Annotated in this window: 29 protein-coding genes, 1 tRNA gene and 1 pseudogene; 14 read left to right on the top strand and 17 right to left on the bottom strand. The window is 60.3% G+C overall.

Translation table 11 applies throughout. From position 1 onward, the window contains the following. The first annotated feature begins 1 nt into the window (after position 1). The 4 genes from J2J99_RS03225 to J2J99_RS03210 are packed head-to-tail and all read left to right on the top strand — an operon-like array spanning position 2 to position 3,847. A complete protein-coding gene (locus J2J99_RS03225) occupies positions 2-919 on the top strand; it encodes a dihydrodipicolinate synthase family protein (protein ID WP_168295902.1) in 918 nt (305 codons plus the stop codon). Then, a complete protein-coding gene (locus J2J99_RS03220; RefSeq protein WP_205918728.1) occupies positions 919-1,944 on the top strand; it encodes an ABC transporter ATP-binding protein in 1,026 nt (341 codons plus the stop codon). The genes J2J99_RS03225 and J2J99_RS03220 overlap by 1 nt, the downstream gene beginning before the upstream one ends. Beyond that, positions 1,945-2,898 (top strand): ABC transporter ATP-binding protein, encoded by a 954-nt coding sequence (locus tag J2J99_RS03215; RefSeq protein ID WP_168295900.1) that lies wholly within the window; start codon positions 1,945-1,947, stop codon positions 2,896-2,898. A 16-nt stretch (positions 2,899-2,914) separates the two neighbouring features. Next, entirely contained in the window at positions 2,915-3,847 is a 933-nt protein-coding gene (locus tag J2J99_RS03210; RefSeq protein WP_168295899.1) for a dihydrodipicolinate synthase family protein, read from the top strand. A gap of 53 nt (positions 3,848-3,900) precedes the next feature. Here the strand turns inward: J2J99_RS03210 and J2J99_RS03205 are convergent, their stop codons facing one another. After that, positions 3,901-4,299: a RidA family protein gene (locus tag J2J99_RS03205; protein WP_168295898.1), complete on the bottom strand. Its 399-nt coding sequence runs from the start codon at positions 4,297-4,299 to the stop codon at positions 3,901-3,903. 160 nt (positions 4,300-4,459) lie between these two features. Between J2J99_RS03205 and J2J99_RS03200 the strand changes: the two genes are divergently transcribed. Next, positions 4,460-5,053, top strand: a complete 594-nt coding sequence (locus J2J99_RS03200) for a TetR/AcrR family transcriptional regulator (protein ID WP_168295897.1) — start codon at positions 4,460-4,462, stop codon at positions 5,051-5,053. 52 nt (positions 5,054-5,105) lie between these two features. On the opposite strand, the gene J2J99_RS33855 is transcribed toward J2J99_RS03200, so the two are convergent. The 3 genes from J2J99_RS33855 to J2J99_RS03190 all read right to left on the bottom strand — a co-directional run bounded on the left by J2J99_RS33855 (position 5,106) and on the right by J2J99_RS03190 (position 8,013). After that, a complete protein-coding gene (locus J2J99_RS33855; protein WP_168295896.1) occupies positions 5,106-5,333 on the bottom strand; it encodes a hypothetical protein in 228 nt (75 codons plus the stop codon). Between the two features lie 111 nt (positions 5,334-5,444). Then, a complete protein-coding gene (locus J2J99_RS03195) occupies positions 5,445-6,182 on the bottom strand; it encodes a response regulator transcription factor (RefSeq protein ID WP_168295895.1) in 738 nt (245 codons plus the stop codon). A 745-nt stretch (positions 6,183-6,927) separates the two neighbouring features. Continuing rightward, positions 6,928-8,013 carry a hypothetical protein gene (locus J2J99_RS03190; protein ID WP_168295894.1) on the bottom strand — a complete coding sequence of 362 codons (1,086 nt, stop codon included), beginning with the start codon at positions 8,011-8,013 and terminating at the stop codon, positions 6,928-6,930. Between the two features lie 637 nt (positions 8,014-8,650). On the opposite strand from J2J99_RS03190, the gene J2J99_RS03185 reads away from it, so the two are divergent. The 4 genes from J2J99_RS03185 (at position 8,651) to J2J99_RS03170 (ending at position 12,791) form a co-directional block, all read left to right on the top strand. Further along, entirely contained in the window at positions 8,651-9,226 is a 576-nt protein-coding gene (locus tag J2J99_RS03185; protein WP_168295893.1) for a PE-PGRS family protein, read from the top strand. Positions 9,227-9,329: 103 nt separating this feature from the next. Then, a complete protein-coding gene (locus tag J2J99_RS03180; protein WP_168295892.1) occupies positions 9,330-11,045 on the top strand; it encodes a type I secretion system permease/ATPase in 1,716 nt (571 codons plus the stop codon). A gap of 14 nt (positions 11,046-11,059) precedes the next feature. After that, on the top strand, positions 11,060-12,505 hold the full coding sequence (locus tag J2J99_RS03175) for an HlyD family type I secretion periplasmic adaptor subunit (protein ID WP_168295891.1): 1,446 nt from the start codon (positions 11,060-11,062) through the stop codon (positions 12,503-12,505). A gap of 7 nt (positions 12,506-12,512) precedes the next feature. Next, positions 12,513-12,791 (top strand): transposase, encoded by a 279-nt coding sequence (locus tag J2J99_RS03170; RefSeq protein ID WP_168295890.1) that lies wholly within the window; start codon positions 12,513-12,515, stop codon positions 12,789-12,791. 295 nt (positions 12,792-13,086) lie between these two features. Here J2J99_RS03170 and J2J99_RS03165 read toward each other — a convergent pair whose 3' ends face one another. From J2J99_RS03165 to J2J99_RS03125, 9 genes are all read right to left on the bottom strand, one after another. Next, entirely contained in the window at positions 13,087-13,482 is a 396-nt protein-coding gene (locus J2J99_RS03165; RefSeq protein WP_168295889.1) for a DUF3307 domain-containing protein, read from the bottom strand. Between the two features lie 6 nt (positions 13,483-13,488). Continuing rightward, positions 13,489-15,348 (bottom strand): adenylate/guanylate cyclase domain-containing protein, encoded by a 1,860-nt coding sequence (locus tag J2J99_RS03160; RefSeq protein ID WP_168295888.1) that lies wholly within the window; start codon positions 15,346-15,348, stop codon positions 13,489-13,491. After that, positions 15,338-16,657: an NAD(P)/FAD-dependent oxidoreductase gene (locus J2J99_RS03155; RefSeq protein ID WP_168295887.1), complete on the bottom strand. Its 1,320-nt coding sequence runs from the start codon at positions 16,655-16,657 to the stop codon at positions 15,338-15,340. Before J2J99_RS03155 ends, J2J99_RS03160 begins: the two co-directional genes overlap by 11 nt. A 3-nt stretch (positions 16,658-16,660) precedes the next feature. Beyond that, positions 16,661-17,134 carry a DoxX family protein gene (locus J2J99_RS03150; RefSeq protein WP_168295886.1) on the bottom strand — a complete coding sequence of 158 codons (474 nt, stop codon included), beginning with the start codon at positions 17,132-17,134 and terminating at the stop codon, positions 16,661-16,663. A gap of 12 nt (positions 17,135-17,146) precedes the next feature. After that, positions 17,147-17,929 carry an HvfC/BufC family peptide modification chaperone gene (locus tag J2J99_RS03145; RefSeq protein ID WP_168295885.1) on the bottom strand — a complete coding sequence of 261 codons (783 nt, stop codon included), beginning with the start codon at positions 17,927-17,929 and terminating at the stop codon, positions 17,147-17,149. Next, a complete protein-coding gene (bufB, locus tag J2J99_RS03140) occupies positions 17,919-18,944 on the bottom strand; it encodes an MNIO family bufferin maturase (RefSeq protein WP_168295884.1) in 1,026 nt (341 codons plus the stop codon). The genes J2J99_RS03145 and bufB overlap by 11 nt, the downstream gene beginning before the upstream one ends. A 42-nt stretch (positions 18,945-18,986) precedes the next feature. Beyond that, positions 18,987-19,256, bottom strand: coding sequence for a BufA1 family periplasmic bufferin-type metallophore (locus J2J99_RS03135; protein ID WP_168295883.1), 270 nt, complete (start codon positions 19,254-19,256; stop codon positions 18,987-18,989). A 215-nt stretch (positions 19,257-19,471) separates the two neighbouring features. Continuing rightward, positions 19,472-20,515 carry a patatin-like phospholipase family protein gene (locus J2J99_RS03130; RefSeq protein ID WP_168296024.1) on the bottom strand — a complete coding sequence of 348 codons (1,044 nt, stop codon included), beginning with the start codon at positions 20,513-20,515 and terminating at the stop codon, positions 19,472-19,474. Between the two features lie 59 nt (positions 20,516-20,574). Further along, the gene (locus tag J2J99_RS03125; protein WP_168295882.1) at positions 20,575-21,405 is read right to left on the bottom strand and encodes a 3-hydroxybutyrate dehydrogenase; all 831 of its coding nucleotides are present in this window, start codon (positions 21,403-21,405) and stop codon (positions 20,575-20,577) included. Positions 21,406-21,587: 182 nt separating this feature from the next. Here J2J99_RS03125 and J2J99_RS03120 point away from each other — a divergent pair, with 182 nt between their 5' ends. The 5 genes and pseudogenes from J2J99_RS03120 to J2J99_RS34670 form a co-directional block, all read left to right on the top strand. Then, on the top strand, positions 21,588-22,484 hold the full coding sequence (locus J2J99_RS03120; protein WP_168295881.1) for a LysR family transcriptional regulator: 897 nt from the start codon (positions 21,588-21,590) through the stop codon (positions 22,482-22,484). A 195-nt stretch (positions 22,485-22,679) separates the two neighbouring features. Continuing rightward, positions 22,680-23,174 (top strand): cupin domain-containing protein, encoded by a 495-nt coding sequence (locus tag J2J99_RS03115; RefSeq protein ID WP_168296023.1) that lies wholly within the window; start codon positions 22,680-22,682, stop codon positions 23,172-23,174. 90 nt (positions 23,175-23,264) lie between these two features. Beyond that, positions 23,265-24,467, top strand: a complete 1,203-nt coding sequence (locus J2J99_RS03110) for an MFS transporter (protein ID WP_168295880.1) — start codon at positions 23,265-23,267, stop codon at positions 24,465-24,467. Positions 24,468-24,555: 88 nt separating this feature from the next. After that, complete coding sequence (locus tag J2J99_RS03105; protein WP_168295879.1) at positions 24,556-25,038, top strand: DUF302 domain-containing protein; 483 nt, start codon at positions 24,556-24,558, stop codon at positions 25,036-25,038. Continuing rightward, positions 25,035-25,145: pseudogene (locus tag J2J99_RS34670) on the top strand (hypothetical protein); the annotation flags it as partial. The gene J2J99_RS03105 and the pseudogene J2J99_RS34670, both read left to right, overlap by 4 nt. 197 nt (positions 25,146-25,342) lie before the next feature. On the opposite strand, the gene J2J99_RS03095 reads toward J2J99_RS34670, so the two are convergent. The 4 genes from J2J99_RS03095 to infA all read right to left on the bottom strand — a co-directional run bounded on the left by J2J99_RS03095 (position 25,343) and on the right by infA (position 26,736). Continuing rightward, positions 25,343-25,418, bottom strand: a tRNA-Phe gene (locus tag J2J99_RS03095). A 178-nt stretch (positions 25,419-25,596) separates the two neighbouring features. Next, the gene (gene yacG, locus J2J99_RS03090) at positions 25,597-25,809 is read right to left on the bottom strand and encodes a DNA gyrase inhibitor YacG (protein ID WP_168295878.1); all 213 of its coding nucleotides are present in this window, start codon (positions 25,807-25,809) and stop codon (positions 25,597-25,599) included. A 32-nt stretch (positions 25,810-25,841) separates the two neighbouring features. Beyond that, entirely contained in the window at positions 25,842-26,462 is a 621-nt protein-coding gene (locus J2J99_RS03085; RefSeq protein ID WP_168295877.1) for a Maf-like protein, read from the bottom strand. A gap of 55 nt (positions 26,463-26,517) precedes the next feature. Continuing rightward, positions 26,518-26,736, bottom strand: coding sequence for a translation initiation factor IF-1 (gene infA, locus J2J99_RS03080; protein WP_003545338.1), 219 nt, complete (start codon positions 26,734-26,736; stop codon positions 26,518-26,520). Positions 26,737-26,786 lie beyond the last annotated feature (50 nt).

The raw sequence follows: 26,786 nt of genomic DNA, 5'->3' as shown, positions 1-26,786 counted from the left end.
AATGAGCAAATTCAAGGGTGTCGTTCCTCCCGTCATAACCCCGCTGAACGAGAATTACAGCGTCGACTACCCGTCCTATACGCGGGTGCTCGAAAACCTCATCGAGGCCGGCTGCCACGGCCTCTTCGTGCTCGGCTCGACCAGCGAGGTGATATTCCACGACGAAAAGACCCGGCAGGAGATCATCGAGCATTCGGCCAAGGTCATCAACGGCCGCGTGCCGCTGATCGTCGGCGCCATCGATCCCACGACCGACAGGGTCATCAACCACGCCAGGATCGCAAAATCGGCCGGCGCCGACGCGGTTGTCGTGACGGCGCCGTTCTACACAGTCACCGGCCAGGGCGAGATCATCGATCACTTCCGCTGTATCCGCGATGCCGTCGACGTGCCGCTGATCGCCTACGACATTCCCGTCTGCGTCCATGTGAAACTGCAGCGCCAGACCAGCGTGACGCTGGCGAAGGAGGGAACCATCATCGGCATCAAGGATTCGAGCGGCGACGACGGCAATTTTCGTTACGTGCTGCTCGATCTCGCCGACAACAAGGACGTCTTCCTGATGACCGGCTCCGAGATCGTCGTCGACACGGCGCTGCAGATGGGCGCGCATGGGGTCGTCCCCGGCATCGCCAATGTCGATCCGCACGGCTACGTCAGGCTCTGGAATGCCGCCCAGCGCGGCGACTGGGTCGCGGCCCGCAAGGAACAGGAGCGGCTCTGCCGGCTCTTCGAAATCGTCTGGGTCGGGGCGGGCCGGGTCAGCGGCGGGGCGGCCGGCATCGGCGCCTTCAAGGCGGCGATGAAGAGCCTCGGCATCATCGATACGGCGCTGATGCCGCGTCCGCGGGCGGCCCTTAACGAGGCCGAAACCGCAAGGATCGACGAGATCCTCCGCGTCACCGGCCTGCTTTCCTGATGGATGCCGTGCCACAGACCGCCGACACCATTCTCGACATCAAGGGGCTGCGGACCGTCTTCCGCATCCGATCAGGCGAGGTGACAGCGGTCAACGGCATCGATCTCAGCGTGGCTGCTGGCGAGACGCTGGCGCTCGTCGGCGAGTCCGGCTCGGGCAAATCGGTCACCAGCCTTTCGGTCATGCGTCTCCTCACCCGCAATATCGGTGCGATCGCCGCCGGCCGCATCGATCTGAAGCGCAAGAACGGGACCGTCAGCAACCTTGTCTGCCTCGCCGAACAGGAGATGCGCGCCGTTCGCGGCAATGATATCGGCATGGTCTTCCAGGAACCGATGTCGAGCCTCAACCCGGTCTACACCGTCGGCGACCAGATCTCGGAGCCGATCCGCATCCATCGCGGGGCGAACCGGAAAGCCGCCATGGATGCGGCCGTCGCGCTTCTCGACAGCGTCGGCATCCCCGACGCCAGGCGCCGTGCTGGCCAATATCCGCACGAATTATCCGGCGGCATGCGCCAGCGCGCCACGATCGCCATGGCGCTTGCCTGCGACCCGACGCTGCTGATCGCCGACGAGCCAACGACGGCGCTCGACGTCACCATCCAGGCGCAGATCCTCGCGCTGCTGCAGGCGCTGCAGCGCGAGCGCGGCATGGCCATGCTCTTCGTCACCCATAATCTCGGCGTCGTCGCCGAAATCGCCCATCGGGTGGCGGTCATGTATGCCGGGCGGATCGTCGAGACCGGGCCGGTGGCCGAGGTTTTCCGCAACCCGCGGCATCCTTATACGATCGGCCTGCTGGCCTCGATGCCGAAACTCGGTGATGCCAGCCGGATGAGACAGGCGGGCGAAAGGCTGGCGGCCATTCCGGGCGTCGTGCCGAGCCTGATGAACATGCCCGGCGGCTGCGCTTTCCAGCCGCGCTGCCAATTTGCCGTCGACGCCTGCCGCGCGGCGGTACCGCCGCTGGCCGACGTCAATCCGCGCCACAAGAGCCGCTGCATCCGCTGGCAGGAGATCTAGATGAGCGAGCCCCTTCTCTCAGTCCGCGACCTTGGAAAAGATTATACGTCCCGCGGCGCTAGGCTGACCATTCTGCGGGACATTTCCTTCGATATCGGCAGGGGCGAGGTGGTCGGGCTGGTCGGGGAATCCGGCAGCGGCAAGACGACGATCGGGCGGTCGGTGCTGCGCCTCATCGAACCCTCCGCCGGCAGCGTCCGCTTCGACGGCACCGAACTCACCAGCCTGTCCTCATCGGCAATGCGGCGCCTGCGGCCCCGCATGCAATATATTTTTCAGGACCCGTTCGCCAGCCTTTCACCGCGCATGACGATCGGCGAAATCCTGACCGAGGGACTGAATATCCAGGGTCTCGGCACGGCAAGAGAGAGATTGGAACGCGCCCGCGCCGCGCTCGAACAGGTCGATCTGCCGCCGGACGCCGTCAATCGTTACGCCCACGAATTCTCGGGCGGCCAGCGGCAGCGGATCGGCATCGCCCGGGCGTTGACGCTCGCGCCGGAATTCGTCGTCGCCGACGAGCCGGTCTCTGCACTCGATGTCTCGATCCAGGCGCAGGTGATCAATCTTCTGCGCGACCTGCAGCAGCGCCTTGGTCTGACCATGCTGTTCATCAGTCACGACCTCGCCGTGGTCGAATATATCTGCGACCGGGTGATTGTCCTCTATCTCGGCCGGATCGTGGAAATCGCCTCAAGTGCTGCGCTTTATGCCCGGCCGCTGCATCCCTACACGCGGGCGCTGCTCTCGGCGATCCCCTCGCCCGATCCTGATGCGCCGCGCAACCGCCAGATCCTCAAGGGGGATATTCCGAGCCCTGCCGATCCGCCGAGCGGTTGCGTTTTTCGTACGCGCTGTCCGAACGCCCTGCCGGCCTGCGGCGAAACCGTGCCGGAGCTGCGCGAAATGACGCGGGGGCATTACAAGGCCTGCATCCGCGATGATCTCGATTGAAGGAGATGAGAGGCCGATGACAATGCGCCGTCACCCAATTGCGGGCAACTGGGCAAGCCTGCTCTTACCAATTGCCGAGGACGACAGCATCGATTTCGAAAAGCTCGGCGAGGAAATCGACCTACTGATCGCCGCCAAGGTCGACGGCATCTATTCAAATGGCACGGCGGGTGAATTTCATAACCAGACGAACGCGGAATACGAGCGAATTCAGGAGATGCTGGCGTCGCGTTGCCGGGCCGCCGGAATGGCCTTCGTCATCGGCGCCTGCCAGCCCGATCCGATCATCATGCTCGATCGCCTGCGCCGCGCCACTGCCCACAAACCATTGGCAATCCAGGTGATCCTTCCCGACTGGTGGGCGCTCACCAATCTCGAAGCCATCGATTTCCTGCACCGGGCGTCGGAGACCGCCGAAGGCATCCCGCTCATCCTCTACAATCCCCCGCATGCCAAACGTGTCCTGTCGCCAGCCGAGCTCAGCGACGTGTGCGGCCCCTGCCCATCGGTGGTCGGGATGAAGATCGCCGATGGCGACGACGCCTGGTACGCGCAGGCGCGGGCATATCTCGGCGAATTCTCGCTGTTCATTCCCGGCCACCATCTCGCAACCGGCATCAAACAGGGCGTCGCTGCCGGAGCGTTTTCCAACGTCGCCTGTCTCAGTCCCCGCGGCGCCCAAGCCTGGACAAAGCTGATGCACACCGACATCAACGCCGCGCTGGAGATCGAAAGCCGCATCTGCGCCTTCATGGACAGCCACATCGTCCCGTTTCGACGTGAGCACGGCTATTGCAATGCCGCGCTCGACAAACTGCTCGCGGCGGTCGGCAATTGGGGCCCTGTTACCACCAGGCTGCGTTGGCCTTACCGCTTTATCGGCGAGCAGGAAGCGAAAGGTCTGCGCGATCGCGCCCGCGCGATGATCCCGGAACTTTTCGCTCGTTAGGTCGGATCCCACGCTTCCATCGTCTGAGGATCTGCCGGCTGGATTGTCGCGGATCATGCATTCGAAGGGATGCGGGCGATCACCTTGATCTCGAAATCGAAGCCGGCCAGCCAGTTGACGCCGACTGCGGTCCAGTTCGGATAGGGCGCCTTGCTGAAAATCTTCTGCTTGGCGGCCATGATCGTTTCGAACTGGTTTTCGGGATCGGTGTGGAACGTCGTCACATCAACCAGATCCTCAAAGGTGCAGCCCGCGGCCTCCAGCGTCGCCTTGAGGTTTTCGAACGCCAGTCGGACCTGGCGTTCAAAATCAGGCTCCGGCGTTCCATCGGAACGGCTGCCGACCTGGCCAGACACGAAGAGAAGATCGCCGGATCGGATGGCGGCGGAATAGCCGTGTTGCTCGTAAAGAGCATGCCGGTCTGCGGGAAAAATTGCTTCGCGTCGGGTCATTGTCGATCTCGTTTCGATAGCGTTGACTGGGAATCCTGTGTGCGCCGCAACAGGAGCTTCCCATTGCTGCCTCAGTTGATATACGGTGCGTATATAAATATACCACATACGCGACGTATGTCAAATTGATATACGCCGCGTATGTGAGATTGGAGTTGAAATGGCCAACCGCCGTGTCGAGACGATGGAGGAAAATCGCCGAAAGCTGATCGCCGCCGCGCGAAAGGCCTTTGCCGAGAAAGGATATGCAGCCGCCTCGATGGACGAGTTGACGGCCGAAGTCGGGCTGACGCGGGGCGCGCTCTACCACAACTTCGGAGACAAGCGCGGGCTCCTCGCCGCAGTTGTCGACCAGATCGACACGGAAATGGCCTCGCGCGCCCAGGAGATCGGCGCCCGTGCGGGTGATGGTTGGCAGGGCCTGCTTGCCGAAGGTATTGCCTATATCGAGATGGCGCTCGATCCGGAGGTCCAGCGCATCGTTCTGCTCGATGGACCCGCGGTGCTGGGCGATCCTTCCCAATGGCCGAGCCAGAGCAACTGTCTTCAAGCGACCAGGCAGGCGGTCGAGCGCCTGATCGGACAAGGAGCATTGAAGCCGGTCGATGCGGAAGCAGCCGCCCGGCTGCTCAGCGGCGCTGCGCTCAATGCCGCGCTCTGGATCGCTGCCAGCAACGAACCGCAGGAGGTGTTGCCGAAAGCTGTCGAAGCCTTCGGCGCTTTGGCTGCAGGCCTTCTCAAGACATCGGCGTAAGTTCGGTTCTCGATTGTACGGAACGGAGCGGGCGGCGCGGCCAGGTCGCCCGTCACAGATAACTGCCAAAAGCCAGAAGAAGCGCACCGACCGCGATGGTCGCAAGCGCCGGCCAATTCCGCGACAATCCGAGGAATCGCAAGCCCTGGCGCCGCGGTTCCAACGTCACGCCGCCTTGCGGCATCAGGTGCGGATCACTCGGTCTTCGACGAAGCGTCGCCTGCAGAAGAAAAAGTAGGCCGCCGATTATGAGAACGGCACCAATCAGAACTGCCCACATCGTCGCCTCCGCCGGGAATACGGATCTAGCCTAAACCAGAAAAGGTCGTGATTGTTCCGTTGCTCCAGCAGGCTTGTTCAGAGGCGCGCCATATTCATGACGCAGCAGAAATCAGGTCGGCGATGCGTCGTGCCCGCCGGCGGCTCTCTGAATCAGGCGGGCAACCACTTCAGTCCGGTTCTGCGCCTGCAGCTTGCGCATGATGTGCTGCAGATGCATCTTCACCGTATGTCCCGACAAATTCAGCTTTCCTGCAATCACCTTATTTGAACAGCCGCTTTGCAACTCTGCGAGGATATCCGCTTCCCGGGGCGTGAAATCGGCAATCGCGAGGTATTGCGTCCTATCATCCATTCTTCTTTCGGCCTCGTTTCGGGCGTGACCATGCTCGTTCGAACCGTTGGCAACAGTGCCCAACAGCTGCGGGAAAAATGTTCCTCCTGCCAGAACGAGACGAAGGCCGGCAAGGGCAATGTCAACGGCAAGCGAAGTCGAGAAAAAGCCGCGGATGCCCATCTTGAGCGCCTGACGGGCGATGATGGCGTCATCCGTTCCTGAGAGCAACGTGATAGGAGCATCGGGAAAACGTGCGGCAATCGCCGCGAGATCTTCACGCAGGCTGGCGCTCTCGACAGCTCTGCCGGCCAGATCCAGTGCAATCAAACGCACCTCAGTTCCAAGTGCCCGATCGAGACTCTCGGTCGAGACCAGATCGATAAGGTTCCACCCCGCAAGTTCGCGCTCCAGCAACTTCACCCCGGCGGTGCGCGCAAGGGTTGAATTCCCGATGATGATCACGGTCGGTGTATTGCGCCCCACACGGCGCCTGGCTCCAGAACTGTCGGACATTGCGGGCTCCCCGGAATATTTGCAACCCAACAGCTAATCATATTAATCTCGTTCTCACTACATGTCATGATAAAAAGCGAGTGTATTACCGATACCAATAGTCCGTTCCCTTCTGATAATTCTTATAGTCTATAAGATTTCTGCAAGAGATAACCGGGCTCGCAAGAGCACGTTTCATGCGGGTATGCTGGTTCGACTTGTCGTCGCGGACTTCCAGCCTTGGCGCAATTCACCTACGGCAAGTGAGTCAAAGAAGGTTTCAAAGGGATTGAAAAGGCAACGGATTTGAGACAGGCCCATTTGGCAAGGCGGTGGTGGATAGATCGCGCCGCCGACCGGCGCAGCATTGTTTCCATATCACAATTCAAAGCTGCCGCGGACCCGGCGGCAAAACGACAAATGCGAAAGGCAACGAAAGCGCGAGATCGGTGCCTACCCGTTATGATTATTGAAGAACTCGGGGACTATCGACGCATTTAATACCAGTTTCGGTCGTAGTCTCTCCGGCGCCCAGTTTCGGGCGTGGGCAGATGCCGGGAAGATCTCAGAGTTTCTGTAGGCCGAGATCGGCGACGATGCGATGAAGCCATGGTGGAATGTTCGCCATCTCGGGAAGCGCGGCGTCATGCAGGCGCAAGAGACGAAAGCCGGGCGGAGGAACGACCGATACACGGATTGAAAAACGGCAGGAGGAATGTTTCCTGCGGTTCAGCCTCGGCAAGGCAATTGAGAGCTTACCGATAGATTAGCTGTGCATGAAGGTCAGAATGTCGTCGACGAGAGCCGAATGGGCGTCCGTCAGGTTACCCTCTCCGCCGTTGCCTGCGATGCCGGCCAGTTGGAGCGCATGCTGATCATAGAGGACATGATCGATCTGCTGGGCATCGGCCGTCCCACCGGCGGGAACGGCAATATTGATGGGATGGAAATAGCCGAAATTGACGTCGACCATGCTGCCGGTCGCCGATCCGACTCCGCCACCGCCGCCGGCATGGTTCCCGGTAAAAATCGTGTCCGACGACAGATTGAAGCCACCGCCGTTGCCGCCGACGCCGGCGATCTGCACAGTGCCCTGATCGAAAATCACATTGTTTGTCTGATGAGCCTCGGCCGAGCCGCCTGCGGCGCCGATGGCGATGTTGATCGGCGAGAAGATGGCGATGCTCACGTCGACCATGCTGCCGACGAAATATCCATCGCCGCCGTGGCCAGCATAATTGTCGCCGGTGAAAGTGAGCGACGTTCCCGGGCTCATCGACGGGCCGTGGCTGGCGACATTATGGTCTCCGCCCGAGCCGCCCATGCCGCCGATCTGGGTTGCGCCCTGCAGGAACAGCGCGTTGTTCGATTGCTCGGAGTGCGCCACTGCGCCGGGGCCGGCAGCCACGGCGGCATTCACGGGGGCAAACAACCCGACTTCGGTGCTGACGAGCCCACCGTAGAACAGGCCGGCGCCCCCGCTGCCGGCATGACTGGCGTCACCGCCGCCGATGGCAACATTGCCGCTTCCGCCATTCCCGCCTATCCCCGCCATTTCGGTGGGATGCTGATTGATGAACGCGTCGTTGCCCTGAACGGCCTCGGCCGTCGAATGGGGCCCTGCAATGGCGGCGTTGGACGGCATGAAGACGGCCAGCGCATTGCTGCTGATCACGCCGTCGCTTATTCCATCACCACCGCTGCCGGCTGAGCTATAGCCTGGCCCGGAAGCGACATCCAAGGGAAGCCAGGTCGGCACCAATGCGAGATGCCCCGCGGCCACATTGAAGGCGAGGTGTTGATCGGAACCTGACTTGGGCAGGTCTTCCGATAAGGGACGAGCTTCCGTCATTACCGTCTCCATTCCGCGGACAACCGCACGGCCACCGAGCGTGCAACGGATGTAGGCTGAATTGTTCAGGCCCTGGATTGTTCAGGCCCTGGATTGTTCAGGCATTGTGCATCTGAAAGCAGGAAAAGCGGAGCCTGCAATTCGTCTATATCCCCTCGGCTAGGGCTGTAGCCATTTGGCTGTCATGGCGCAGCGCGTGTTTGCGAACACTAAATCCGCCTTCGGGTTGGAGGCCCTGCATCTTGCACCCCGCGTTCTTGCGGCGTGTCATGAGAGTTTTCAGCCCGAGGCAGGGTCTTCTTTGCCGGGCGCAGCCTAATCAAAACCCCGCAACAATCCCGGTTCGTCCGGGCGGCCGTGCTTCGAAAAACGGCGGCGCTTCGGTGGGGTCGCAGACATGATCGTAACAATGCCATCCGGCACCAGATCATCAAGGACTGACCCCAAACAACGCTCTGGTACTTGCAAGTATACATCCGAAAGGACGTCACCGAATATCTAGATAGTTCAAAGTTTAAATCGCAGGCAATATTCGCTCGCGGTTGTATTGGCTGGCGGTGAGATCCTGAATACCCACACCGTAGGGGGAACGCCGTACGAAAGAAACCCGGACGAAACCAAGTAGAGGAGCGACATCATGCCTATTCCACAAATATCCGACACGATTCATCTCAACAACCCGGATGCCGGTGACGCGAATGCCGGCAACGGCGGCGACGGCATCAATCATGGCAACATCGACTACAACCCGGTTGCCTATATTGACCCCGTGCAAAAGGTCTACGGGGCGGATACCGATCTGCACAACGGCGATCATGTCTGGCAAAAGGCAGACTGGGACGCCGGCAATGGCGGACCCGGTGGCTATGCCGAGGCTAAGAACGGCTTCCTGGCGAAGATCTCGAACAGCGGCGACGGCGGCGACGGGGGAGATACTCACTCCAACGGCAATCAAGGAAACGAGAGCGGCGGTGACACGGCTTCGGTGGCTGCGGCGACGACCGCGACGCAACATACGCAGCTGATGGCCGACCAGCATGCCACCATCCTCGCAGGCGTCGGCGGCAACGGCGGCAACGGCGCCATGGCCCGTGGCGGCGATATATCGTCGGCTTTGGTCCACACCGACCCCGAAACGACGACGGTACACAACTCTCTCGATCACTTCTTAAACGCCTTTGGCGATATCGACCTCAGCCATCTCGGCTCATGAACTCAGGTCCCGAGGGCCGCCGGTTTCGGCCGGCGCCCCTCAGGCGTTAATGAAGCAGTCAGCAGCCTCTCCTTGTCAGTATCAAATGCAGCGAGATCTGATAATGACAACGACTTCGACAAAACCAGCGCGTCCGCAGACACATCTCGTCGTTGCACTACGAGCTTGTGCCGGAGCCTTCGGCTTGGTCTTCCTCTACAGCTGCGGCTACAATCTCTTTCTTCTGGCGCCGTCCATCTATCTGCTGCAGATCTATGACAGGGTCCTGTCGAGCCGCAGCGCCGACACGCTCGTGATGCTGACGCTGATCATCGCCGTCGCCGTGTTGGTCGGGTCCATGCTGGATATCGTGCGCAGGGCAGCGCTTTCGCGCGTCGGCAGCTGGATTGATCACAGGCTACGACCGATGGTGCTGACCGCATCATTCGAATATGCCGCACGCGCCGATGCGGGAGCCGCCACGGAGTGCTACAGGGATCTTGGCGCGCTGCGCCAGTTTCTCGATTCACCGGCGAGCTCGCTGTTTTTTGACGTTCCCTGGGCGCCGGTATTCCTGCTCTTGCTCTTTCTTGTTCATCCGCTGCTTGGAACCATCGGTCTTTTGAGCGCAGTTGCACTTCTGCTGTTTGCGTTTTTGACGGAACTGGCGACGCGCGAGCCGCTTGCCCACGCCAATCTCGCCCTTTCCAGGAGCTATTTCCGATTTGCGACCGCCCTCAAGAACATCGAGGTGATCCGGGCAATGGGCATGCAGGATGGCGCAGCGATGATCGTCTACCGCGATGCGGAAATGGCAAGAAGGGCGCAGGACGTCGCGATGCATCGCACGGAGATCGTTCTTGGCTTCTCCAAATCGATCCGCACGCTCGCGCAGATCCTGATGATGGGATCGGCGACGTGGCTGGTGCTCGTCAACAGCGGTAGTCCCGGAATCATCTTCGTTGCGAGCTTGCTGCTCGGGCGCGGGCTTGCACCGATCGAGGGCGCAATCGGTGCATGGCGCTCCTTTACGTTTGCCAGGAATGCCTTCAATCGCCTGAACAGGATGCTGATAACTGTTGCATCCGAACAGGATGGCCGAATCGTGCCGTTCCCGGAGCCCAATGGGCTGGTTCTCGAAAACGTCAGCTATGTCATTCCGTTCCCCGATCGGCCGATATTGACTGATGTCACCTTGCGCCTCGCACCGGGCGATTGCATAGCGCTGATCGGTCCGTCGGGGTCGGGAAAATCGACCCTCGGTCGCGTCATGGCGGGCGTGGTGCCAGCAACGAGCGGATGCGCCCTTCTCGGCGGGGTCGATATCTCGGCTCTGCGCCTCTGCGGCGGGACGCGGCACGTCGGATACCTGCCGCAGGACATCGAGCTCTTCGGCGGCGCCATCAAGGACGTGATCGGCCGGCTGGACGGCGAGGACCCCGGCAAGGCGATCGATGCCGCAAAGCTGGTCGGATTGCACGACGCGATCATGCGGTTGCCCCGGGGCTACGAGACCGATATCGGCGAAAACGGCAGCCTGCTCCTCAGAGCCCAGCGCCAACAGCTGGGGCTGGCCCGGGCGGCCTATGGAAATCCGTCGTTGATCGTTCTCGACGATCCGAACTCGAGCCTCGATTATGACGGCGAACGGATGCTGTTTGCGGCCATCGAGCGCATGAAAGCCCGGCGGATGACCGTCGTTATCATAACTCACCGGATGGGGATCCTGCCCGTCACCAACAAGATCGCCATCATGCGCAACGGCACGGTGGCTGCCTTCGGCGACAGCGAACGGATTTATGAAACCTATCTTCAACCGCCGTCTCGAACAGGAACATAGGGAGGGATGCCGCCATGACCCTTGTTTCACTGGACGCAACGCCGGCGAGACTTTCAAATTCGCCAAGAACGGGCCAGCGCTTCGCTCGACGATCATCAGCGACAGCCAGGCAAGAGACGGCCTATGCGCCTGTGATCAAACAGAAACAGCGCGGCCCCGCCCCCGCTTCACCCATGCCGGGGCTCAGGGGCGTTGTCTGGATGGGGAACCTGTTGATCCTGCTCTTCGTCGTCGGCCTGGGATTCTGGTCGGTTCTGGCGCCGCTGAAAAGTGCGGCGGTCGCGTTGGGCGTCATCGAACCGGAGTCCAGCCGCAAGACCATTCAGCATCTGGAAGGCGGCATCGTGCGACGGATCCTCGTCAAAAACGGCGATACCGTCATGGCCGGGCAGATCGTCATCGAACTCGAAGACACGAAGTTCCGCGCGGAGCGCGACAGTGTTCAAGGGCAGCTTTGGGATGCCGAAGGAAACCGCGCCCGCCTGCTCGCGGAGCAGGCGGGCGACGACCATGTCACCTATCCCGAAGATCTGAGGGCGGCCATGGACAGATATCCTTCCGTCAGCGCGATCCTGACCGGGCAGCAGAAAATCTTCGAGGCCCGTCGCCGGGTCGTGCAGGCGGAAATTCAGATCACCAACGAAAAAATTGCGCAGGTGCGGCAGGAAATCGTCGGACTTGAGGCGCAGAAGGCGGCACTGGCCGGCCGAGCCGCAATTTCGAGCCAGGAACTGGACCAGGTTACCGCCCTCAGCGCCAAGGGGCTGGAAAAGAAGAGCAGACTTCTCAACCTGCAGCGGGAAAAAGCAGATCTTGATGGCCAGCAGGGCGAAGTCGCGGCGCAGATCTCTCGCGCCTACCAGGTGATCAGCGGAGCACAGGCCGATCTCGCAAAGCTCGAGAGCGACCGGCTGAGCGAAATCGCCCAAGGCATGCGCGATACGGAAAGCCGGATCATGCAGATGCGCGAGCGCCTGCGGGCCATCGACGACCAGCTTTCGCGGACCGATATCCGGGCTCCCGAGAATGGCACCATCATGAACCTGCGCGTCCACACATCAGGCGGGGTGATCGGCGCGGGCGAACCGCTCGTCGATCTTCTGCCACGCTCCGATCGGCTGATCGTGTCTGTCCACGTCAGGCCGGAAGACATCAATCTCGTCCGCGCGGGGCTGGAGGCTCAGGTTCACCTGCTCCCCTACAATCAGCGGCGCGTTCCACTCCTGAAAGGTCGGGTCGACTATGTCTCGGCGGACCGTCTCATCGATACGCAGACCGGCCAACCCTATTTTGCCGCGACCATCCGTGTCACGGACGAGCGGTTGGCGAAAATGAATGATGTCGAACTGGTTGCCGGCATGCCTGTCCAGACGCTTATCGAAACTGGCGAAAGCAGCGTGGCGTTCTATGCCGTCAGACCACTTTTCGACAGCTTCAACAGAGCATTTCGTGAGGATTGAAGCGGTGATGGGCAAGCGAAAATATGACGACGACCAGATTTCGGGCATCCTGAAGGAACACCAAGCCGGCGTGACGGTGGCGGATGTTTGCCACAAGCACGGCATCAGCGAACCGACCTTCTATCGGTGGCAATCCCTGCAGTCCGGAAATGCCGGCCTCCATGCGAAAAGGATTAGAGCCCTGGAGGAAGAGAACCAGAAGCTGAAGAAGCTTTTGGCCGAATCCATGCTCTCGGCGGCAACGCTGAGCGAAATGCTGGCGAAGACAACGAAAGGGCGGCACTAACCTCTGAACAAAGGGGCTTTTGGCTGCCCTACTCGACGACCGCACGGGCAGGAGAACCCGAGAGCTCGACCCATGGAGCGGGAGGCTCGGCCTCCCGAGCAGGGACGGGAGAAAAGGCAAGATCTGCACCCGGCATTGCAGAGAACACCGCGGCCACCTTTAAGAACGCCTCTGCCTCATTCCCATCGCCCTGCGTTTCAGGCGAGCTTGAGAGGTGGGTGGTTTCTGGTCCGGACCTGTAAACCCAGGCCGACCGCATGACCTCGCGGTCGTCTGCCCCGGTCGCCTGCATTTTTCAAACATTGAGATAATTTTGCCAGGCTACCACGGTCAAAATCATCGAATACGTCAGGTGATGCGCGAGCTGATCGCTACCATGCAGTATCCAGAATGAACGCGCATTCACTGCGCAAGGATGACGGCGACCGTGAACGGCTTTGAGATGATCGATTAGGAAATGAACCAGAAACTCGCCGGCCGCAACAGCGACACTCCACATCGGGAATGGCATTGATAACGACAGGATTGGCAGAGTGGCGGCCGCGTGAATGCCTGCGTGGACATATCCCCCCGGTTTCCTGAAATCGCCTTTGCCTCCTATCATCCAGGCAGGCTGCAGCACGTAATCGGCCACGAAATGCTTGATCTGCAGCCAAACGAGACTTGTCAGGAGGAGGCAATCAATAGCCATGTCGCGCTACCTGCTCCCGCTTGGATCGATCGTATGCACGCATACTGGCGCAGTCTTTCCTCGAATGTCTACTGCTCCCAGCAATCTTGCATGGATATGGCCTCGCGTCCTGAGGAACGTTTCGTCGCTCAGCGCGATCTCCACGCCCTTTTCCTTCGCGGCACCGACGAGCCGGCTCGCGAGATTGACGACGTCGCCGATCGCCGTGTAGCTCAGCCTTTCTGCTGAGCCAATATTGCCGACAAGCGCCACGCCGCTATTGATGCCGATACGCACGCGAATGGCATCGTGCTTCGACGCGATGGGAGGCATGGCGTGCATGGCGTCACGGATTGCGGCTGCGGCACGACACGCACGCAATGCGTGATCGGGTTCGTCATTTGGCGCATTCCAGATTGCCATCACCGCATCGCCGATGAACTTGTCGACCGTACCGCCTTCGGCATGAATGGCGGCGATCGACGAGGTCAGGAAGCGGGTCAGGCTCGGCTCGACGCCGCTGCCGAGCTCTTCGGTCAGCTCCGTGAAGCCGGGTAAATCGGCAAACAGGACGGTTATTTCCCTCAGTTCACCGCCCGGACGAGGCTCGATGCCGCCATCGACAAGCGGACGAACGACCTCGATCGGCATAAAGCGTGCAAAGGCGGAAAGGCCACTCGACATGCGTTTCAGCGCGAACGAGAAATCGTCGAGTTCGGCCAGCAGCGCCGGCCGGTGCTCAACGGCCTCGAGTTCGAACCTCTCGATCAGGTGCAGTTGCCCGGCAAGGCGAGACAGTGGTCGAGTGAAGAGCGTCCTGGCAAACAGGATCGCAGTCACTGCTGCGAGCAATGCGATGGCGCCGATGATGAAGATCACGCGCTCGGTATTGGCATCGATATCGCCGGCAAAGGTCGCTCGCGGTATCGCGGTGACCAGCCGCCAATCTTCGAACGGCAACTTACCCGACGACACGAAGACCGGACCGAGGAGTTTGCTGTCGACCTGCGTCCGGAAGCTGTCGACCTGGTCGCGAGTCGCCGCGGTGGCGACCGCTGCAGCCAGTGCATCGGATGGAGGGAAATCCTTGAGATGAGCCGCCACGCCACCATCGGATGGTTCTGATGTCGCCAATACCATATCGTCTCTGGCGAGGAGGAAGGCCTTGCTGCCTTTCGGAACTTTGAGTGCGGAAAGCGTGGCCGACAGCCGATTCAGACTGACCGCCACCATCACGACGCCTTCGAAATGTTTGAAGGCTTCAACCCTTTTGGAAACCACAATCGCCGGCTCGAAGCCATTGGGCAAAATGCTGACGACAGTCCAGGCCGCTTCCGTACTCATGCTGCCGCGCCGATACCACGGCGAACCCTCCGAGACATAGACGCTTTCGGACTTCAGGCGGTTCTCGAAGAAGATATCACCGGGTATTGGCTTATAGAGATCACGGCGCAACGGGCGCGGCTTTCCCGGCGCCGCTGCGCCAATCTCCACCATTTCGATCTCACCGTCCGGCATCGCGTGCGAGCCAAAGAAACGGCCATCCGGGAAGCCGAACCCGATCCAGGCGATCGCCGGCTGCTCGCGCAGCAGCGACAGGAACAGGAACTCACGCTTGACTTCGTCGTCTGGCCGGACCGCGCCCTGAAAAAAAACCGATCTGACGATTTCCGCGCTGCTGGATACCAGCGCCAGATTTGAGGTCAGCGCATTGCGGACGGCGGCGGTGCTTTGGGCGTCGAGGCTGGCGACAACCGTTTCGACATTCTGGGTGGCCGTGCGATACCAGACCAGATGGACAAGCGCTGCCGTGGACAACACTGCAAGCAACAGCAACGCGGTGACTGCGCGTCCCATTTTAACCCGTGGGAAAGCCCTAGCGTTCATGGCGATCGGTAATCAGACGGGCACTGCGATCATAGCGAACGTAGGCCAGGGCCCAATCCACGAAGACCGCGGCGCGATTGCGGAAACCGACAAGAAACCAAAGATGCGCGATATTCCACACCAGCCAGGCACCCAAACCCGACAGCCGGATTCGCCCGAAGTCGGCAACCGCCGCCTTGCGCCCGATCGTCGCCAGACGGCCAAAATCACGGTAGCGGAACGGCCCGACGGCCCGACCGTCAATATTGGCGAGAATAGCGCGTGCTGTGTGCTCGCCCATCTGCTTGGCGGCCGGCGCGACACCCGGAACTGCCCGGCCGCTTTCATCCGTCACCGCCGCGGTGTCGCCAATTACGAAGATGTCATCGTTGCCTGGCGGATTAAGATTTCGGTCGACATGGACGCGGCCTGCGCGATCGGCAGGCACGGCTAACCATTTCGCTGCTTTGGAAGCCATGACGCCGGCCGCCCACAGCACACAGGATGATTGAATTTCCCGCCCATCGGCAAGTGTGACACCTTGAACATCGCAGCGCGTCACCGCCGCCTTAAGAAGTACCTCGACGCCAAGCATCTCCAAGTGCCGCCGGGCTTTCTCTGACAGTTTCGGCGGCATGGCGGGCAGGACGACTCCACCGGCTTCGACCAGGACAACGCGCGCGGAGGACGAGTCGATGCGTCGAAAATCGCGAACGATGACTTTTTTCGCCAGTTCGGCAATGGCGCCTGCCAGCTCAACGCCGGTCGGGCCGCCGCCGACGACGACGAATGTGAGCAAGCGCTCGCGGTCGGCCTGATCTTCGGCAGCCTCGGCGCGTTCGAAGGCCGACAGAATACGGGCGCGGATTTCGGTGGCATCGGCGATCGTCTTCAATCCGGGTGCTGTCTCCGCCCATTCATCATTGCCGAAATATGCGTGCCTGGCGCCTGTCGCGATGATCAGATAGTCGTAAGCAATGCGGCGGTTGGCCGTCTGGACGATCCGGGCCTCCTTGTCGATCCCTTCGACGCGCTCCATCAGAACGGTGACATTGGCTTGTCGCGAGAGGATGCGGCGGATCGGCATGGCAATTTGCGCCGGAGAAAGCCCGGCTGTCGCCACCTGGTAGAGCAAAGGCTGGAAAAGATGGTAGTTGCGCCGGTCAATGACCGTCACATCGACATCCGCATGGCGGAGTCCCATAGCCGCGGCAAGACCGCCAAATCCGGCCCCGAGGATGACCACCTTCTGACGGCGAATTGTTGCCTTGAAAGCATTCCGATTGATCGCAGGCGAACCGCTATCGGCCTCCTCTACCGTGATACGCATGTCTCAGCGCTCCCTCAGAAACAGGCGGCTGGCGACATAGTCGAGCGAAACAACACCGGCTCCGCGCGTCAGGATCAACAACAGCGGCGCGGTCCAGAGCAAATGATCGGGCCAGTTCTGGGGATAGACGAGGAACTGGATCGCCGAAATCACGCCAAGCAACATCAGGGTGGCAAGGCGCGAGAACAGGCCGAGAAAAATCAATATGGAGCCGCTCAGCTCAGCCGTCGTCGCGAGCCCAGCGGCCAAGCCGGGATCGATGACGGGCAGCCTGTATTCAAGCGTGAACAACTGCACCGTCGCCGGCCAGGAGGCAAGCTTGCTCTGCGATGACTGCCAGAAGACATGAGCGACGGCCAGGCGGGAGACGAGTTGGACAAGCGAGAGCGGCAGGATGTTCAATCGCTCCAACGCGGAGACGTAGAGTCCGGCGATCCCGGCTTTGCGGCCCGCTGCGGCAGGGTTCATCATTGTCATGATTTCCATCCTTCAATTGGTTGCGAGTTCGATGTGGCGGATGCGAGCTACGAGGCCTTCGGCGAACAAGCCGCTCAAGGCAGTCGCGAGATCGAAATCAGGCGTTCGCAAAAGGATGCGGTCGACTGTCGCCTCCAGACTTGCACGCTTCTTCAGTGCATGCAGGAATGCGAAATGCCGAGCTTCGAGGCGCAGAAAACGCACGCTTTCGTTGGTTCGCCATAAAGCGATGCGCTCAGGTCGGCGGCACAATCCCGTCAGCATCCCGATCTGTCCGCCCGGCTGATGCGCCGACCAGATCTCCAGTGCCGGCCAGCGACAGACGAGCAGACGCAGCGACGGCTGAAGAAAGAGTTGTGGAACCGTGTCGGCTTCGCCGTCTGCAAGCTGCTCCAAGATGCAGCCCGGCAATGCCGGCGCGTCAAGCGCTTCGGCAATCATCCATTCCAGCCGGGCAGTTTCGGCGATGAAGGGCATCGAACGAATGCCTTCGAACCCGGCCAGAAAGCGGGGGAAATTGCCACCATAGCGAACGAGCCGCGCCTCCTGTGGCGGATTGCTGCGTATGAAGAGACCGGCAACGTAACGAAAGTAGTTTTCGCTTAAGAGCTGCACCGTGACCGGGAAAACCGCGATCAAGGTCGCCGTCAGCGAGGCGAACGTGTTGTTGCGGTAGATGTTGAACCGGCGCAGCGGATCGAAGGCGGCCTTGGCCAACACCGGAGCAACGTCGCTACGATCGCCGTGCAGAACGGCCTGGGCAATCCGCGACTGCAGGGCGCAATCAGAAAGCATGGCCGCTCCTCCTCGCCCTTGGATGATTGGCAAATACGGACGGCTTGATCGTCGCCAGCGCGGCAAGTGCCGGCATTGGTCCCTTCGTGCTGGCGGGCTGCAACGGCAGCACCATGGCTTCGAACCGGCTCGTCTGAGACGCTGGCCTTGCGGCCAGCATTCGATCTTCGAAGGCGATCGATTGGCCGAGCAGATCGGCCCACATGGCTTCGCCGAGCAGCACGTCCAGGGCGGGGACATCGGTATCCCATTCGATGAGCGTGGGGCGATGTCCGATTTTCCGGATCGCATAGGCATAGAGTGACCAGACGGCCGGCGGAACGCGGGAGCCATGGTCGTCGATCAGCACGATATCGCCCTCAACCTCGTTAACCGCATGGCCGGCGAGGTGAATTTCGCCGACGGCATGCGCCGGGAGCTGATCAATGAAGGCTTTGGCGTCGAAGCCGAGATTGCATGCCGATACATAAACGTTGTTAACGTCGAGGAGCAGACCGCAACCGGTGAGCCGGACGAGTTCGGCGAGAAATTCCGCCTCGGTCATCGTTGAGCCCTCGAAGGCGATATAGGCCGAGAGGTTTTCAATAAAGACGCGCCGCTGAAGCGTATCCTGAAGCCGCAAGACATTGGTGGCGACGATGGCCAGTGCCTGCGCATCATAGCGCAGCGGCAGAAGGTCATTCAGATAGGCGCCATCGGCAACGCTCCAAGCAAGGTGTTCGGAAACAAGGCTTGGCTGGAAACGCAGGCAGAGCTTGCGCATACGTTCCAAGTGATCGCGATCAAGACCGGAGCTGCTGCCGAGCGACAGGCCGACACCGTGGATCGACAGGGGATAGCTTTCCCGCAGCCGCTCAAGCGCATCGACGGCCGCCGAGCCGCCCATATAATTTTCCGCATGGACTTCGAGCCACCCCGCCGATGGGCGGCGGGACAGCATTTCGCCGATATGCTGGGAGCGAAGGCCGATGCCCGCAGCGTTCGGTACCGGATTGCTCGGAAATATCTTGGACATCGGTTGCTCCTTTCGGATGTGCAGTTGAGAGCTTGAGAGGGGTCAGGCCTTGGGTTCGGTGCTGCCGCCGGTAATCTTGCTGCAGGTGCCGGCCGGAATATAAATCCACGAATCCTTCGCGTTATCGGCCGTCGCCGTGCCAGCGCAGGAATGGCTGGCGGTCTGGCAGTCGTTGAGGCCGGCCTTGACGACGCCAAAGCATTTTTCGAATGAGAAATCCGGCTTGGCAGCCGGGCCGGCAAAGGCGCTGGCGGCGCTCATGGAGGCGGCAGCAGCAATAGCCGAGCTGATAAGAAAACGTGAAGCACTCATGAGAAGTCTCCTGGTTGGTGGGTCAAACCGCCATCGGCTTGACCAACTCACTTTCCCAGAAGTCTGCTTCCGTCTGAAATGCTGTCTCCGCATGGTTTCGATACGCCGTCTCTATGCTTCGGCAGTCGATCCCATCCAAAAAAAGAGCCCCCGTTGGAAAAGACGAGGGCTCAAGGGGCAGGAGGCAACTGCCGGGAGTTGAGAATTGTCGAGGATCAAAGATAGCGTTCGCGGATGTCCACCGTCGATCGTTTGCCGATGTCGTCGTAGTTGGCGACCAGCCAGTGTTCGGCGCATTCACGGCCGCGATCCCTCAGATCCACGAGCGCTCCCCAGTCTGCGTTCAGCTTGCTCGACGCGCTGAGATTCTTCATCGTGTCGTCGTCGGAAATACCGTGCACGAAAACACGCTTGAGATTGGGGGGCGGCGTCATCTGGGCGTCGATAAGCTGCGTCACGAAAGCCACCGCGCGCATCTCCCTCAGCAGCGACGAGTTGAAGCTGATCTCGTTGATGCGGTTGAGAATTTCGCCTGCGGTGCGCGGCACGTCGGCTCTTTCGATCGGGTTGATATGGACCACGAGGACATCGGGCGTATCGCAGCCATAGATCAGCGGGAATATTGCGGGATTTCCCATATAGCCACCGTCCCAATAGGCTTCCCCATCGATTTCCACCGCCTGGAACAGGAAAGGCAGGCAGGCGGACGCCATAACCGCATCGATGGAGAGCTCGTCATTGCCGAAGACCTTCACCTTGCCGGTCCTCACATTGGTGGCACAAATGCTGAGTTTGACGGGGCAGCGCGCCATTCGGATGGCGTCGAGATCGATCGATTGTTCCAGCACCTTGCGCAGGGGATTGAAGTTGAATGGGTTGAACTGGTAGGGCGACATCAGCCGGGTGACCAGGTCGAACATGATAAATGCCGGGGAGAACTCCAGCGATTTCGAACCAGTAAGACGGTCGAGCAAAGTCGGCTGCAAAGGTCCCGATGCGGCCGCATGGCTGACGCGGCGCCAAAAATTGGAGAGCGCGCTTTGCGCCCCGCTTCGTCCGCCCGCGGCAAGGCCGTAAGCCATCACGGCAGCATTCATCGCGCCGGCGCTCGTCGCCACGATGCCTTCAAAAGAAAGGCTGGGCTCATCCAGCAGCCGATCGAGCACGCCCCAGGTGAAGGCGCCATGCGCGCCCCCGCCCTGTAACGCGAGATTGATCATCCGTGGTTCACGCCCGGCAACGGAAAATTCGGGCTGCATTCCAGACTGTCTTCCTATGTGCTTGTTCACGATTGCCTCCCCTTGGTTCGAATGATTGGTCAGTGCGCGGTCCAGCCGCCGTCGACCGGAATAGCGGTCCCGGTGATCGATCCGGCAAGGTCGCCGCAGAGAAACACCGCGAGCGCACCCATTTCTTCGATGGTGGCAAAACGCTTGGTCGGTTGATCCTTCAGGAAAACATCGCGGATCACCGCATCTCGGGCGATCTTATGCGACTTCGCCTGATCTTCGATCTGGTGTTCGACAAGCGGCGTCCAGACATAGCCGGGGCAGATCGCATTGGATGTGACGCCGAATTCCGCACCTTCGAGCGCGATCGTCTTTGTGAAGCCGACGATGCCATGCTTGGCCGCCACATAGGCGGACTTGAACGGCGATGCGATCAATCCATGAGCCGAGGCGACATTGATGATCCGGCCGTAACCTCTGGCGCACATGCCGTCGAATGTCGACTGCACCAGATGAAAAGCGGCGGAGAGATTGATGGCGAGGATGGCGTCCCACTTTTCCGGCGGAAATTTGCCGATCGGCGAAACGTGCTGGATGCCGGCATTGTTGACGACGATGTCGACCTGGCCAAACCGCGCGACCGCCCTCTCGACCATCATCCGAATGGCCTCCGGTTTGGCCATGTCAGCCGCGTCATAGGCGACATCGACGTCGTTGTCGCCGGCGATGCCGGCGCGCAGCGTCTCGATCTCGGCTGGGTCACCAAAACCGTTCAACATCACGGCCGCACCTGAGCGAGCAAGTGCGTGCGCAATGCCAAGACCAATCCCGCTGGTGGAACCGGTGACGATGGCGCTGCGCCCCTCCAGGGGCTTGCGGCCGACGAGACTATCAATTTCGGGATCAAAGGCGTTCAACATATGCGCTCTCCACTGCGATCGACGACACTTTCTGGCGTCATGGCAGTCACAGTGGAGTATCGGCGCTCACTTTAGAAATGCCGGTGTGGTATGGAATTGATAAATCCATGGCATTGGATGAGAATGCCGCCGCGGTAGAGATTTGCAGCATAGTAAAGATCGCGTTCACCCCGGGGGCAGCGATGGATATTCATCATATACGTTATTTCCTGGCCGTCTGCGAAACACGCAATTTCACGCGTGCGGCCGAAAAGTGCAATGTTACTCAACCGGCCCTCAGCCGCGCCATACAGCAGCTTGAGGACGAGGTCGGTGGCCTGCTGTTCCGTCGAGAGCGCAATCTCACTCATATCACCGATCTCGGCAATCTGCTCCGGCCACGGTTCCAGCAGATTCAGGATGAGCTCATGGGCGTTCGGACGGAGGCCTCGCGATTTCTATGTCTGAGCGAAGCTAATCTCAAGGTCGGGATCATGTGTACGATCGGGCCGCGGCGGTTCACCGGTCTCCTGACCGACTTCAACATGCGTCACAAGGGTATCCAGCTGCAACTGATCGAAGGCGTGCCCACGAGACTGTCCGATCTGTTGGAGACCGGCGAAATCGATGTGGCGCTGATGTCGACTGCAACGAATTTTCCGGAGCGGTTCGACGTGACCTCCCTCTTCCACGAGAGGTTCATGCTCGCCTTCCCTGCCGGCCACAGGCTCAGCCAATACGACGCCATTCCCATCGCGGCGATCGACGGCGAAGTCTATCTGCGTCGCGTCAACTGCGAATATTGGGACTACCTCTCGGATCTTTGCGATGCGCAAGGTGTCAAGACGCTCGTTTCCTATTCCAGCGAACGCGAAGACTGGATCCAGAACCTTGTAGCCGGCGGCTTGGGCATTTGCTTCATCCCTGAATACAGCGCCGTCATTCCCGGCCTGCAGGTGCGACCCGTCGCGGAGCCGGAGGTCAGCCGGGAAGTCTGTCTCGTGACTGTCGCCGGCCGTCGCTTTTCGCCGGCGGTTTCCGTCTTTGTCGGCGCCGTGAAATCCTATGGCTGGGCTTCCCCGCCAACCAGACCGCATTAACGACCCTATCGGACTGACCCTGCCGAACATCGCCTGGCAATTCGCCGGGCTTTTGGTCCTTGTTTGGCAATCGGCAATAGCCCACGGCTATCGAAATCAAAAGCATCTGGCATTTCTCTTTGGATCGGCGCTCCGCCACTCTCCACACATGCTCGACACCGATCTTGCCGAGCCCAACAAGGAGAACCACCGATGATGCCTTCATTCAAAACCAGCCGAGTCTCTTTGGCTATGCTCGCCTTTAACGCGCTGACGTTCGCCTCCTGCCTGCACGCCTCATCTGCCTTGGCCGGTGACTGCCCAGCCGATCAGGTTGCCGAAGACGGCATGAAGCCTGGCCCGATGATGCCGAAGGGCGTCACCGACAGCGTCCTCGAAACAATCGATCTTTCCTCCAAGGGTGATGCCTGGAAGGGCAGCATGCTGCGCATGCGAAAGCTCATCGTGCAGCCGGGCGGCGTCGTTCCCTGGCATTCGCATGAGATGCGTCCGGCCAACATCCTGATCGTCTCAGGCTCGATCACCGAGTACCGCAGCACCTGTAAGGTGCCGATCCTGCACAAGGCGGGCGAGGTTGCCGGCGAGTTCGGCCACCTCTCCCATTGGTGGAAGAACAACGGCAAGGTTCCGGCCGTGCTTTATTCCTCCGATATTTTGAGCCCGGAAATGCACGACGTGTCAGCGATGTGATCGCTGATACGTCCGGTGACTCAGACCATTGAGCTACTCTGCGGCGCTTTCGGCCATTGCCGAAATCGCCGCGCTTCGGGGAACCCAGCAATGACCGATATCGAACAGCCGCTCGCATCCATTCATCCAGATAAGACACTTCGTGCGGACAGTTGGCGATTTGGACTGATCGCCCTTATTGCCTTCCTGACCCTTGTCGACCTCTTCGCGGCACAGGCGGTGTTGCCTTCGCTGGTGGAGAGATTCCAGGTGAGCCGCGCGACGATGGGCTTTGCCGTCAATGCCAGCACATTCGGCATGGCAGTCGCCGGTCTGCTCGTGGCTTTTTTTGGCGGTGATGTCGACCGGCGCAACGGCATCTGGATCAGTCTCGCCCTTCTGTCCATCCCGACGACGCTGCTGGCATTTACCGACAACATTATCGTCTTCGCAGCGTTACGGGTGCTTCAGGGACTATGCATGTCGACCGCCTTTACGCTCACGGCAGCCTACCTGTCTGAACATTTTTCCTCCGGGAAGACCGCAGGGGCCCTGGCAGCCTATGTGACCGGCAATGTCGCGAGCAATCTCTTTGGCCGTATGCTGTCTGCCGCTATTGCCGGCGTCGGCGGCCTTTCGCTGAACTTTCTGATATTCGCCGGACTCAATCTCCTCGGCGCCGCCCTGGTCTGGTTCACGCTCAAAAAAACCGCGAGCATGATGCGCATGAACAGCCGAGGCAGCCTGACCAGGCACATCTGGAGCGTTCACCTTGCCGATCCGGACCTGCGCCGCGTCTTCGCGATCGGTTTCCTGATCCTGTTCGTGTTCATCGGCACCTATACCTATGTGAACTTCCAGATCGTCGCGCTGGGCGTGGCGCCGATGGCGCTCGGCCTTGTCTACCTTGTCTTTCTCCCTTCGATCGTGACCACGCCGTTTGCCGGGAAGCTCGCAAGCCATGTCGGCTCGAAAGCGGCAATCGTCTTGACCCTGGCAATGGCCGTCCTCGGCCTCGTGGCGCTTCTCAGCACAAATTTGCCAATCATCCTCGGCGGATTGACGCTGGTGGCAATAGGCACTTTCCTGGCGCAGGCGATTGCCACAAGCATCATCGGCCGGCGTGCGATGAGCGACAAGGCCGGTGCCAGCGGCATCTACCTGGCATCCTACTATACCGGCGGCATGATCGGCAGCCTCGCTCTCGGACAGGTCTATGACCATCTTGGCTGGAACGCCTGCGTGCTCGTCCTGAGCACCGCACTCGGCACGGCAATCTTCCTCGGAGGGTCGCTGAGCGCGCCAGAATCATAAGCCCAGCCTATCGAAGCGGAGGGAACGATGTTCCGCCCCGACCTGACGACTACGCCCAAAAATCTACCCAACCAAAGGAGAGAATGACATGCAAAGAGTGATCAACCTATTCTTCACCGCAATGCTTTCATTGGCAGCCGCAATCGCAGCAACGCCCGCCTCAGTCGCCCAGGCAGGTGCGCGCGACGGGGTCGTTGTTCTGAAAAGCCGTTACTCGGTTGACGAGACTGTCAGTAAGATCAAGGCCAATGTCGCGGAGAAGGGCATCATGCTGTTCGATGATATTGATCAAGCGGCTCTCGGTACGGCCGCTGGCAACAAGGTCCTGCCTTCACGGTTGATTCTGTTCGGCAATCCGGCACTCGGAACGACATTCATCACTGCCAATCCCACAGCCGGCCTCGATTGGCCGGTCCGCGTTCTCGTCTACAAAACGAGGGATGGGTCGGTTCGCGTCGCCTACACGGATTTTGCCTGGATCGCGCGACGCCACGGCATCACCAGCCGCGACAAGGAATTCAAGATGGCGTCTGACGTCATTAAAGCGGTGACGGAACCGGTCGGCCAATGAAATATCAGGCCGGCGTGACGGTAGCGGTTTGCCACGAGCACGGTATCAGCGAACCGAGCTTCTATCGGTGGCAATCCCCGCAGTCCGGAAATGCCGGCCTCCATGCGAAAAGGATTAGATGTGGAGTTCTGGAGGAAGAGAACCAGAAGCTCAAGAAGCTCTTGGCCGAATCCAGGCTCTCGGCGGCGACGCTGAGCGAAATGCTGGCGAAGACAACGAAAGGGCGGCACGAAGCTCTGAACAGACGGTCTGTTGGCCGGCCTATCCGATACTTTTCATGGGAGATCAGTTATAGAGGATTGAGTGGTGCCCAGGACCGGAATCGAACCAGTGACACGCGGATTTTCAATCCGCTGCTCTACCAACTGAGCTACCTGGGCTAACCCGCTTCTCAAGAGTTCTTCGCGAAAAGAACCGCGGGGCCTTGGTTCGCCCCGGAAGCGAGCGGGGTTATAGCATCTTGTTCGCTCATGGCAAGCGTCAAATGACTCTTTTTTGACGGTCTTGCCGAATTTGCCGATTCATGAGGAAAAATAAGAGCTTCGCTGGCGGATTTCCCTAGTTTTCCTCGTCGGGATAATCGGCCTTCGTCTCGTCATCGGCAACCGGAATGGCATAGGAGCCGGTCAGCCAGCGGGAAAGATCGACCTCGCGGCAGCGGTTGGAGCAGAAGGGATAATGTTCGCGATTCGACGGCTTGCCGCATTCGGGGCAGGGGCGCGTCTTGCGCAGCGGTTCGACCTTGGCGGCGGCTTTGTTGTCATCGGGCATGATCGGTCCGTCCTATGGCGTCGGCCGCGGGCTCAGGCCTCGGGCCACCGGCTATGCACATCGAAGCCTTCGCCGGTCAGAAGCACAATGGTTTCATAAAGCGGCAGGCCGACGACATTGGTGTAGGAGCCCACCATCTTCTGCACGAAGGTGCCGGCAAGCCCCTGGATGCCGTAGGCGCCCGCCTTGCCGCGCCACTGGCCGGAGGCCAGGTAGTTCTCGATCTCGAAGCCGGACAGCCGCTTGAAGCGCACCTTGGTCTCGACGATCTTCTGGCGGATCTTGCGATCCGGCGTCACCAAGCAAACGCCGGTATAGACGAGATGGTTGCGCCCCGACAAAAGATGCAGCGAGTTCAGCGCCTCATCGGCGAACTCGGCCTTGCCAAGGATGCGCCGGCCGACGGCGACAACCGTATCGGCTGAGAGGATATAACTGCCCTTCCAGATGACATCGCCCTTAATGGCGGCAAGGGCGGCTTGCGCCTTCTCGGCCGAAAGCCTTCGGGCGAGCGAACGCGGATGCTCCGACTTCTTCGGCGTCTCGTCGATATCCATCGGCATCAGGCGCGAGGGCTCGATGCCTGCCTGGTTGAGCAGGTCGACGCGACGAGGCGAGCCCGAGGCGAGAATGAGCTTATATTTCAGCGTCATGGAACCTCGACCATCGGCAGACGGGAGAAAAACCCTTGCAGGACCTTGGGCAAGCTTACTTGAAACGGTAGGTGATGCGGCCCTTGGTCAGATCGTAGGGCGTCATTTCCACAAGCACCTTGTCGCCGGCGAGAACGCGGATGCGATTCTTGCGCATGCGGCCGGCGGTATGGGCGATGATCTCGTGTTCGTTTTCGAGCTTCACGCGAAACGTCGCATTCGGCAGAAGTTCGGTGACGATTCCCGGGAATTCGAGGACTTCTTCTTTCGGCATATAGCGGTTTTCTTCCTGTGGGTTGAAGAGGCAGCGCAGCGCGCGCCTTT

This window comes from Rhizobium binae, from assembly GCF_017357225.1.
Classification (GTDB): Bacteria; Pseudomonadota; Alphaproteobacteria; order Rhizobiales; family Rhizobiaceae; genus Rhizobium; species Rhizobium binae.
The sequence above is the reverse complement of the archived record's forward strand: the minus strand, read 5'-3'. Positions and strand labels throughout refer to the sequence as shown.